The sequence below is a fragment of the Candidatus Binataceae bacterium genome, assembly GCA_035500095.1.
In the GTDB taxonomy this organism is placed as follows: Bacteria; Desulfobacterota; Binatia; order Binatales; family Binataceae; genus JAKAVN01.
In genome coordinates this window covers 1-9827 of sequence record DATJXN010000040.1, presented here as the reverse complement: position 1 = coordinate 9827, position 9827 = coordinate 1, and the positions used below count along the sequence as shown (strand labels likewise).

The 9827-nt window shown below is 64.7% G+C and carries 9 protein-coding genes; all 9 read right to left on the bottom strand.

Features of this window, described 5'->3' with window-relative positions; translation table 11 throughout:
- Positions 1-305: 305 nt before the first annotated feature.
- Entirely contained in the window at positions 306-1268 is a 963-nt protein-coding gene (locus tag VMI09_04810) for a glycosyltransferase family A protein (GenBank protein HTQ23994.1), read from the bottom strand.
- A gap of 75 nt (positions 1269-1343) precedes the next feature.
- Entirely contained in the window at positions 1344-2216 is an 873-nt protein-coding gene (locus VMI09_04805; protein HTQ23993.1) for a sulfotransferase, read from the bottom strand.
- A 21-nt stretch (positions 2217-2237) separates the two neighbouring features.
- A complete protein-coding gene (locus VMI09_04800; protein HTQ23992.1) occupies positions 2238-3167 on the bottom strand; it encodes a sulfotransferase in 930 nt (309 codons plus the stop codon).
- A gap of 169 nt (positions 3168-3336) precedes the next feature.
- Positions 3337-4239, bottom strand: coding sequence for a sulfotransferase (locus VMI09_04795; GenBank protein ID HTQ23991.1), 903 nt, complete (start codon positions 4237-4239; stop codon positions 3337-3339).
- A gap of 58 nt (positions 4240-4297) precedes the next feature.
- Positions 4298-4603 (bottom strand): Rieske 2Fe-2S domain-containing protein, encoded by a 306-nt coding sequence (locus VMI09_04790; GenBank protein HTQ23990.1) that lies wholly within the window; start codon positions 4601-4603, stop codon positions 4298-4300.
- 95 nt (positions 4604-4698) lie between these two features.
- Positions 4699-5895, bottom strand: coding sequence for a bifunctional glutamate N-acetyltransferase/amino-acid acetyltransferase ArgJ (gene argJ / locus VMI09_04785; GenBank protein HTQ23989.1), 1197 nt, complete (start codon positions 5893-5895; stop codon positions 4699-4701).
- 112 nt (positions 5896-6007) lie between these two features.
- Complete coding sequence (gene secA, locus VMI09_04780; GenBank protein HTQ23988.1) at positions 6008-8683, bottom strand: preprotein translocase subunit SecA; 2676 nt, start codon at positions 8681-8683, stop codon at positions 6008-6010.
- 162 nt (positions 8684-8845) lie between these two features.
- A complete protein-coding gene (gene murI, locus VMI09_04775; GenBank protein HTQ23987.1) occupies positions 8846-9640 on the bottom strand; it encodes a glutamate racemase in 795 nt (264 codons plus the stop codon).
- Positions 9637-9827: amino acid--tRNA ligase-related protein (locus tag VMI09_04770; protein HTQ23986.1), on the bottom strand; the 191-nt coding region annotated here is incomplete at its 5' end. The genes VMI09_04770 and murI, both read right to left, overlap by 4 nt.

The following is a 9827-nucleotide window of genomic DNA, read 5'->3' as shown; positions in this document are numbered from 1 at the left end:
AGCAGCAGCATCGCCGCCACCGAAAGCGCGAGGTCCGGAAAAATGTAGGGACGCGCGTAGCCGAGCAGGCGTTTGTAAATCGCCATGTAGCGGCTTTTTTCCCGGCCGTCTTCGGCCGGTCGCCACCAGAGCAGCGTGTCGCGCATCCCGCGCCAGATTTTATTGCTCATCGTCTCCTTGCGCGCAGCCTTGGGCGCGCCTTGACAGCCTGGGCCGCGCCGCCATTGCGGGCGCGGCGTCGCCTGCCGCGACCTCTCACAGGCCTGCTTATATCCTGACCCAGTTCAAAATCCGAGGATATCAGTCTAACGGAAATAGTTCTCAAGCTCAGGTTTGGTGCGATCCCCGCGCACGATCCGTCCGCTGAGCGCGCGCACCACGAACATCGGCAGGAACGTGCGCAACCAGCGCGACGCGGAGCGGACCTGGAACGGTCCGTAGCGCATCGCGCAGGCGAATGCGCGGCGCGCGCGCAGCTTGTCGCCATCGCGGAGCGCCACCAGCCCGGCATAGCCCCAGGCCGAGACGAAAGCGTTGGTGGATTCGCGAATCAGGCGCTGGCCGGCCTCACCGTAGCGCTCCATGACCAGCCGGCCGAAGATCCGGTAGCCCTTGGCATACTTCATCATCCGTTCGCTAGGCGGGGTGGTGCGATAGCGCACCAGGCGCTGCGGCACGTATGCGAAGTCACCCTGCTCGCGCATCGTCAGCCACATGTATGGATCCTCGAAGCCGGGCCTGGTGAAGCTTTCGTCGAAACCGCCGGCGGACTGGAAAGCGCTGCGGCGCATGACAGCGGCGCTGGTGAGGATCGGCCACCATCGCGTCAGCAGCTCGTCCATCGTGGGCGCGTGCGCCGAAGATTCGTCGATGAACTTGATGTCGAGCTCGTTGTCGTAGTCGTCCACCGGAACGATATCGCAGAACGCCAGCGCCACCGAGGGGACCGCGTCCAGCTCATTCGTCAGCGCCCTGACCATCGAAGGCAGCAGAACGTCGTCAGCGTCGAGAAAGGTGAAATACTCCGAATCGGGACCTGCAGCTGCGGCGCCCGCGTTGCGCGCAGCGGACGGGCCGCGATTGCGCTGGCGCAGGAACTTTATCTGGTCGCCATAAGAACCCAGGATCCGCGGGGTCGCGTCGGTCGAGCCGTCGTCCACCACGATCACCTCGGGACGCTCGGGCTCTTGCGCGAGCGCGCTATCGACGGTCCGCCGGATGGTGGCGACGCCGTTTCGCACCGGGATGACTACGGAAACTCGGCTCATGGTCACGAAATTATCATTTCCGTGCGCAGACAACCAATAATGTGTGCCGGCGCTTATTTGGGATAAAGGTCTTCCTCAGAGCCCCATCGCGATACGCTCCACAGGATCGGCCGGCGCGGCCCTCCACGCGGATAGGTCGCGACCGGTAAGTTCTTCCACGGCTTCCACTTCCGGGGTAAAACGCTTTCGCAGTCGCGCTTCGACCGCGTGATCAAGGGGCGGAAACGACGCACCCCGGCCAAAGCAGAAGCGCCAGAATCCGATGCGTTTCAGCCTGCCGCTCAGGCGGTAGGCGTGATGCTCCTGCAGCCAGTACATGAGCCGGCGCCCGTTGTACGCGAGCAGTTGGCTGCGCGATCCGTGCGACACCTCGTTGCGATCGAGAAACCGGGTTATCTCCGGCGTGAGCGTGACCGACGGAGCGCCGATAAACCCACACACGTCATCGACAAATCCCTGCTCGTTCGCCTTCAGGTCCTCGTAGAAAAACACGCCCACGCGCTCCCGTCCAAACCGCTGGAGCCAGGCGCGAAGATGGAACCCGTACCGGGTAAACTCGAACAGCATATCGTTGGACATGACTTCTTTTTCAAAGGAACCGCGCGCCATGCCCAAGGTATGAAGCTGACGATACTGCGAATATGCACGCGCCACCGGCGCGCGGAGCGTGCAAATGATCTTGCAATCGCCGAGGTCCTTGAATATACGCTCTCGCGCGGTTTCCCATCTGAAATAGGTCGGACTGATTTCACCGATCGGCCGATCTCCGGAACATCCCTTGAAATGCCCTAGGTACCAATCGAGGCCGCGCGAGTAGAACTTGTCGAAAAAGCGCGTTTCCTTGACGCCGTCAGGAAGGCAGGCGCGATGGTACAGCACGCCGTGCAGCCAGGTGGTGCCGGTGCGCGGCGGACCTATTGCTACAAAATCGGGCAGACGCGCGGCCATCTTGAGCCTTCGACGCGAGCGCTAGATCTCATCCTGGACGAGCGTTACGGGGCGCGCTCCGTTCTCGCGCTGAGGGCGATCGCGCTGCCCGGTCTTCCAGGCCGTCAGGTCCCTGCCGACGAGATTTTCCAACTCTTCAACCTCGGGCAGGAAGAGCCTTCGCATACGTTCCGCGGTCTCCGCATCAAGGGAAGGGAATTCCCGCTTGCCTTGATTGAGCATCCGCCACACACCCCAGCGGTCGAACGTGTTCACGACGCGATCCGCGCGCTGCGATTTGAGCCAAATCCTGAAACTGTGCGCCCAGCCGGCGACCGTGACGCTGCGCGGTGCGCGCCGCACCGAATTATGCACCAGGAATTGGCGGACCTCGGAGAGGTCGACCCGCCGCACCTCGAGAAAATCGCAAATCGAATCTACGTACGCCTGTTCGTCGGCCTCGAGGTCATCATAAAAAAACGTGGCTACATTGTCCGCACCGAACGTCTCCCGCCATCCACGCAGATGGAACGCGTAGCGATTGCTCTCGCGGATGCGCGAGTCCGGCAGCATCACCTCGTCTTCGAAGCCGAGCCGGGTCTCGCCCTCGCGCAGAAACACCCGATAGGTCGAGTAGGCGCGCTCGACCGGGTCGCGCAGCGTGCAGATGACGCGGCAGTTCGGAATATGGCGCGCGATTCGCTCGCGAACCTCGGGTTTCTGGAAATAGGTCGGCGCAATCTCGCCGACCGGCCGGCCCGCCGGACAGTCGGTGAAATAGTCGCGGTACCATGCGATGCCCTTGTCGTAAAAGGAATCGAAAAACCGCGTTTCCTTGGTGCCCCGCGGAAGCGAAGCGCGCTGAAAGAGCACGCCGTGAAGCCATGTCGTGCCGGTGCGCGCCGGGCCGACAGCGATGAAGTCGGGCAGCCGCCCGAGGCCCGGATTGGGCGATTGATCGTTTGTGAGCAACTGCCATTCCCCCCGGAATCGGATCCGATAGCGCGCGCCCGTCGGGTCTTCTCACCGCCGGCCGCGACGGCCCCGCGCGCGCGATCGTTACGTCTCTGGCGACGAGATTTTAGCGTCTTTGGCCGGTGTCTGAAACCGTCCGATAGAAGCCAGCGCGCGATTGCGCGTGCTACGTCTCCGAACCGCTTGAACCCGCGCCGCCCGGCTTCTTCCACGCGGACAGGTCGCGGCCGATCATTTTTTCGAGCGCCTCGATCTCGGGCCGAAACCGCTCGCGCATCCGCCGGTCGAGCGCGGGATCGAGCGGGCCGAACTCGCCGCCGCCGCGGAAACTGAAGCGCCATACGCCGGCCTTGCGTAGCATCGTGATCGCCGCGCCCGCGTTGTGCGCCTCCAGCCATCGCCGCAGCCGCCACGCCTGCTCGGCCAGCAGCGCGATACGCGGGCCGTGCGTGACCCGATTCACCCGTTTGCCCAAAAGCGGCGAGCCGGCAAGCGGGATCGACGCTATGCCGATGAAGCCGCAGATGGCGTCCAGGAACGCCTGCGGCGTGCGCTCGAGGTCGTCGTAGAGCGCGACCAACACGCGTTCGGCGCCGAAGCGTTCGCGCCAGCGCGCCAGGTAGTGTACGTAGCGGCTGGCCTCGGCGGCCGGCGTCGTGCCCTCAGCCACTTCCTCGATCGTCGCCCGCGTCCATCCGTTGTGGCGCATGAGGCGGTAAAACGAATAGAGCCGATCGACCGGGTCGCGCAGCGTGCAGATGATGCGGCACTGCGGAATATGGCGTGCGATCCGCTCCGGTGCTTCGGGCGCGGCGAAGTAGTTGGGCGAAATCTCGCCCATCGGGAGCCCCGGCGCGCAATCGCGGAAGAACTCCAGGTACCACTCAATGCCCTTGTCGTAGTGATCGGAGAAAAAATCGGTTTCCTTGGTCTCGCGGGGGAGCCCGACATGTCCGCCGAGCGCGCGATAAAGCCAGGTGGTGCCGGTGCGCGGCGGTCCGATCGCGATAAAGTCGGGGAGACGCGCTCCCGCAGCCTGTTGTGGAGTTGCAGCCAAGCCCGGTTTCATCTCGAGGCTTCAACCTGCCCGCACAGCACGTGCGATGCGAGCGGGTATCGCGTCGGATTCAGGCTTCAATCAGGATGTCGTCGCCGTCGACACGCACGGCGAAGCAGCCGACCTTGACCCCAGGGTCGTCGAGGTTTTCGCCGTTGGTCACGTTGTACTCCCATCCGTGCCACGGACAGACTACGGTCGTGCCGATCAGATCGCCCTCGCCGAGCGGGCCGCCGCGATGGCGGCAGGAGTCGTCGATCGCATAGAAGCGGCCGCCCGCATTGAACAGCGCGATCTTGCGTCCGCCGGCTTCTACCGTTTTGCCGCGGCCGTCGGGAATTTCATCGCGCCGTGCGACTTTGACGAAGTTTGCCACGCGCCTGTATGCCTCCGTTTCTGCGCGCAAATTCTATGGGGCGGCGACCAGCCGATGCAACTTGGCCACGCACGCGCCGGCGCCGGCCGACTCTGTCAGGTCGTATACTCGGCGTTGATCTTCACGTAGTCGAAGCTGAAGTCGCAGGTCACGACGCTCGCGCGCGCTTTGCCGAGTTTCAGGTCGATCGTCAGTCCAAACTCGGGCTCCTTCATCCGCCCGGCCGCCGCCGCGAGCGCTTCGGTATGCAGCGCGCCGCGGCTGGCGATACGGATTCCCGCCATCTTGACCTCCATCCGCTCGAGATCGAGTGGAACGCCCGCCTTTCCGGCCGCCATTACGATTCGTCCGAAATTCGGGTCGCATCCGAAAAAAGCCGTCTTGACCAGCGGCGAATTGGCGATCTGCCGCGCGACGCGATCCGCGTCGGCGGCGCTGCGCGCTCCGCGAACCTCGATCGTGACCAGCTTGGTCGCGCCCTCGCCGTCGCGCACCAACTCGCGCGCGAGAGCGTTCGCTACCGCCGTGACCGCCTCGTCGAAGACGCCAAGTTCCCGGCCCTTGAGCACTCGCGCGCCGGCGGCGCCGCTCGCCATCAGGAGCAGCGTGTCGTTGGTGGACATGTCGCCGTCCACGGTGATCGCGTTGAAGCTTTGCGGGAGCGCGCGCTTGAGCGTGCGCTTGAGGTCGGGCGCGCCCACGGTGGCGTCGGTCACGATGAACGCGAGCATCGTCGCCATCTTCGGCTCGATCATCCCGGCGCCCTTGGCGCACCCGGCCACCGTAACCTCGGCGCCGCCGAGCTTAAGGTGCGCCGAGGCTACCTTGGGATGGGTATCGGTGGTCATGATCGCGCGCGCGAAGTCCTCGAGCGCGCCGGGCGAGAGCGCGCCAAGCGCGTCGCGAATCCCGGCGCAGTATTTCTTGAAGTCGTAGAGGTGCCCGATCACGCCGGTCGAGCATGGCGCCACCAGTTCGGGCGCGCATCCGACTCCCGCCGCGAGCGCCGCGCAGCAGTTGTGCGCGAGCTTGATTCCGGCCTTGCCGGTGAAGCAGTTGGCCGATCCCGAATTGGCCGCGACCGCCTGGAGGTGGCCGCGCCGGATGCGCTCCTGGGCGACGACGACGGGCGCCGCCTTGACCCGGTTGGTGGTGAAGACACCTGCCGCGGCGACCGGGCGATCGGCCACGATCACGCCGAGGTCTTTGCGTCCGGGCTCCTTGCGCAGGCCTGAGGCGACGCCGGCGAAGCGAAAGCCTTTTACCACCCGCGGTTCCAGGGTCAGTTCCATCAGGGACATAGCCTCCGACGGCGATTTATACGTGCCGTGTCCGCGACGGTGCAAGCGGCTGAGCCGAATGCGCGCGAACGAAATGCCCGGGTCTCTTCCTGGAAGTTCTGGATTACTTGCCGTGGCAGCGCTTGTATTTCTTGCCCGAGCCGCACGGACAGGGATCGTTGCGGCCGACCTTGTCGGTTTCGCGTTTGGCCGCCGCCGGCGCGTTGGGCGCGGGCGCCTGCTCGGTCTGGCCGCCGTGGCTCATTATCACCCGCTGCGGACGCTGCTGCTGTTCGAGCTGCTGCACGCTCTGCTCGCGCACGGTCTGCACCGAGAAGACCTTCTCGACCACGTCCGCCTGCATCGTGGTCATCAGCGCCTCGAACATCGCGAAGCCTTCCTTCTGGTACTCGACCAGCGGGTTCAGCTGGGCGTAACCGCGAAGCCCGATGCTCTCCTTCAGATGGTCCATCGCGAGCAGATGGTCCTTCCAGAGCGAGTCGAGCGTCTGCAGCATCACGATCTTTTCGATCTGCCGCATCACGGGCGGTGTGAATTCGGCCTCCCGCTGCTCGTAGAGCGCGCGCACGCGCTCGCCGGCGGCCTCGATCAGGTCGTCGGGATGGTCGATCTCGCCGCCTTCGGCGCTTTCGCGGAAATTGAAATGGAAGTGGAACTGCTTGTAGAAGGCGTCCTCGACCGCCTTCCAGTTCCACTCCTCGGGCGCGGCCTCGGTCTCGACGTGGGCCTTGACGATGTCTTCGATCAGCGCGTCGCACATGTCGACGATGTCGTCCTTGATCGGCGCGCCCGAGAGCAGTTGCTTGCGCCGATGATAGACGACTTCGCGCTGACGGTTCATCACGTCGTCGTATTCGAGCAGATGCTTGCGGATGTCGAAGTTGTGGGACTCGACTTTCTTCTGGGCGTTTTCGATCGCCTTGCTGATCCATCGATGCTCGATCGGGACGCCGTCCTCCATCCCGATCCGGCCCATGAGGCCCTTGAGTTTGTCGGCGCCGAAAATGCGCAGCAAGTCGTCCTCGAGCGAGAGGAAAAAGCGCGAGCTTCCGGGGTCGCCCTGCCGTCCCGAGCGCCCGCGCAACTGGTTGTCGATTCGCCGCGATTCGTGGCGCTCGGTGCCGAGGATGTGCAGGCCGCCGGCCTCGAGCACCTGCTCGCGTTCGGCCAGGCACTGGGCGCGGTACTTCTCGAGCGCGGCGCCGAAGTTTTCATCGTGCGGATCGCGCGTGCCAGCCTCGGCCGCGGCCATGAACTCCGGATTGCCGCCGAGCACGATATCGGTGCCGCGGCCGGCCATGTTGGTCGAAATCGTAACCGCGCCGAAACGGCCGGCCTGGGCCACGATCTCGGCCTCGCGCTCGTGGTTCTTGGCGTTGAGCACGGAATGCCTGATCCCGGTCTTTTTGAGCTGGTTGGCGACCCGCTCGGACTTTTCGATCGACACGGTGCCGACAAGCACCGGCTGGCCGCGCTCGTGGCAATCCCGAATCTCCTCGATCACCGCGTCGAATTTCTCGTCCTCGGTCTTGTAGATGACGTCGTGATTGTCGATCCGGATCATCGGCCGGTTGGTCGGCACGACCACCACGTCGAGGCCATAGATTTCCTTGAACTCGGCCGCTTCGGTGTCGGCCGTGCCGGTCATCCCCGCCAGCTTGTCGTACATCCGGAAATAGTTCTGGAAGGTCACGGTCGCGAGGGTCTGGTTCTCGGATTCGATCTTGACCCCTTCCTTGGCCTCGACCGCCTGGTGCAGACCGTCGCTCCAGCGCCGCCCGGGCATCAGCCGCCCGGTGAATTCGTCGACGATCACGACCTGGCCGTCCTTGACCACGTAATCGACGTCGCGCTTGAAGAGCGTATGGGCCTTGAGCGCCTGGTTGACGTGATGGACGAGCAGGATGTTGCGCGGGTCGTAGAGGTTATCGATGCCGAGCAGCGACTCGACCCGGGTCACGCCTTCCTCGGTTAGCGCCGCCGTGCGCAGTTTCTCGTCGATCGTGTAGTGATCCTCGACCTTGAGGCGCGGAATGACGCGGTCGACGACGTAATAGGTGTCGGTCGATTCTTCGGAAGCGCCGGAGATGATGAGCGGGGTGCGCGCCTCGTCGATCAGGATCGAATCGACCTCGTCGACGATGGCGAAGTGATGCGGCCGCTGGACGTAATCCTCCAGGTTGAACTTCATGTTGTCGCGCAGATAGTCGAAACCGAACTCGTTGTTCTGGCCGTAGGTGATGTCGCAGGCGTAGGCGGCCTTGCGTTCGGGATCGCTGATGCCGTGCACGACCACGCCGACGCTGAGACCGAGGAAGCCGTAAATGCGGCCCATCCACTCCGCGTCGCGCCGCGCCAGGTAGTCGTTGACCGTCACGATATGCACGCCGCGGCCGCTCAGCGCGTTGAGCACGGCGGGGAGCGTGGCGACCAGGGTCTTGCCTTCGCCGGTCTTCATCTCGGCGATCCGGCCTCGATGGAGCACCATCCCGCCGACCAGCTGCATGTCGAAATGACGCTGGCCGAGGGTGCGCCGCGCGCCCTCGCGCACTACGGCGAAGACCTCGGGCAGAACGTCGTCCAGCGCTCCGGCGCGTTCCTCGTCATCGTCGATCGCGCTTATCCTGGCCTTCCATCCGGCGATCCGCTCGCGCAGGCGCTCGTCGCTCTCGGCCGCGATCTGTGGTTCAAGCTCGTTGATCGCAGCGACGGTCGGCCGCATCCGTTTGAGGTCGCGGTCGTTCTTCGAGCCAAAGACTTTGCTGAAAGCTGAAGCCATTTTCAGGAAACCAATATAGCGGGAGCAGCGGGCGCGGGTCGATGCGCACCGGAATTTCTCAATTTTACCTCGGCGCCGGACGATTTTCAGCGGGCACGGGTTTCTGGCGCGCGCGTCCTTGCCGACGGTCGATTCAAGCCGTTCATCTCTGCTTCAAAATGCCTAGCGTTCGATGCGCACGGCCGAATCGACCTGCGGTCCGAGAAAACGGCGCCCCACGCGGATGAACCGGTCGGGCGTTTCCGTCACGAAGAAGCTCTGTGTGCCGCGCCCGCCGCGCCGCGCCAGTTCGAGCGCAACGAGGCGCTTGTGCACTGCCGCTGCGGTTGCGGTCGCCGAATCCACCAGCCGCACTCCCGCGCCGAGCACCCGCGCGAAGGTCGTGCTCAGCAGCGGATAGTGAGTGCAGCCGAGCAGCAGCGTGTCGATGCCGCTTAGCTTGAGGCTCTCCAGGTAATGGGCGACCGTACGCTCGGCCACTTCGCCCTCGGTCCATCCCTCCTCAACCAGCGGCACGAGCAACGGGCAGGCGCGGGTGTAAATCTCGATCCCGGGGCGCAATCGCAGCAGCGCGCGCGTGTACGCGCCGGAGGCGATTGTCGCCTCGGTGCCGATCACGCCGATTTTGCCCGAGCGCGTGGCGCGCAGCGCCGCCTGCGCGCCGGGTTCGATTACGCCGGCCACCGGGACCGCCGTCTCGCGCGCTATATCGTCGAGCGCCACGGCGCTCGCCGTGTTACACGCGACCACCAGCATCTTGACGCCCTTGGCGAGCAGGAACCCGGTGTTTTCGCGCGAGTACTGCGCGATCACCTCGCGCGACTTGGTGCCATAGGGCAGCCGGGCGGTGTCGCCCAGGTAGATGAAGTCCTCGTGCGGCATCAGTTCGACCAGCGCCTTGAGCACGGTGAGGCCGCCGATGCCGGAGTCGAAGACGCCGATCGGCGCATCACTCACGGGTCCGGCGTCTCCTCCGGACGCAGGTGCGGGAAGGCGATCACATCGCGGATCGAGGGTGAATCGGTCAAGAACATGACCAGCCGGTCGATGCCGACGCCCATGCCGGCCGTTGGCGGCATGGCGTACTCGAGTGCGCGCACGTAGTCGGCGTCGTAGAACATGGCCTCCTGATCCCCGCGCTCCT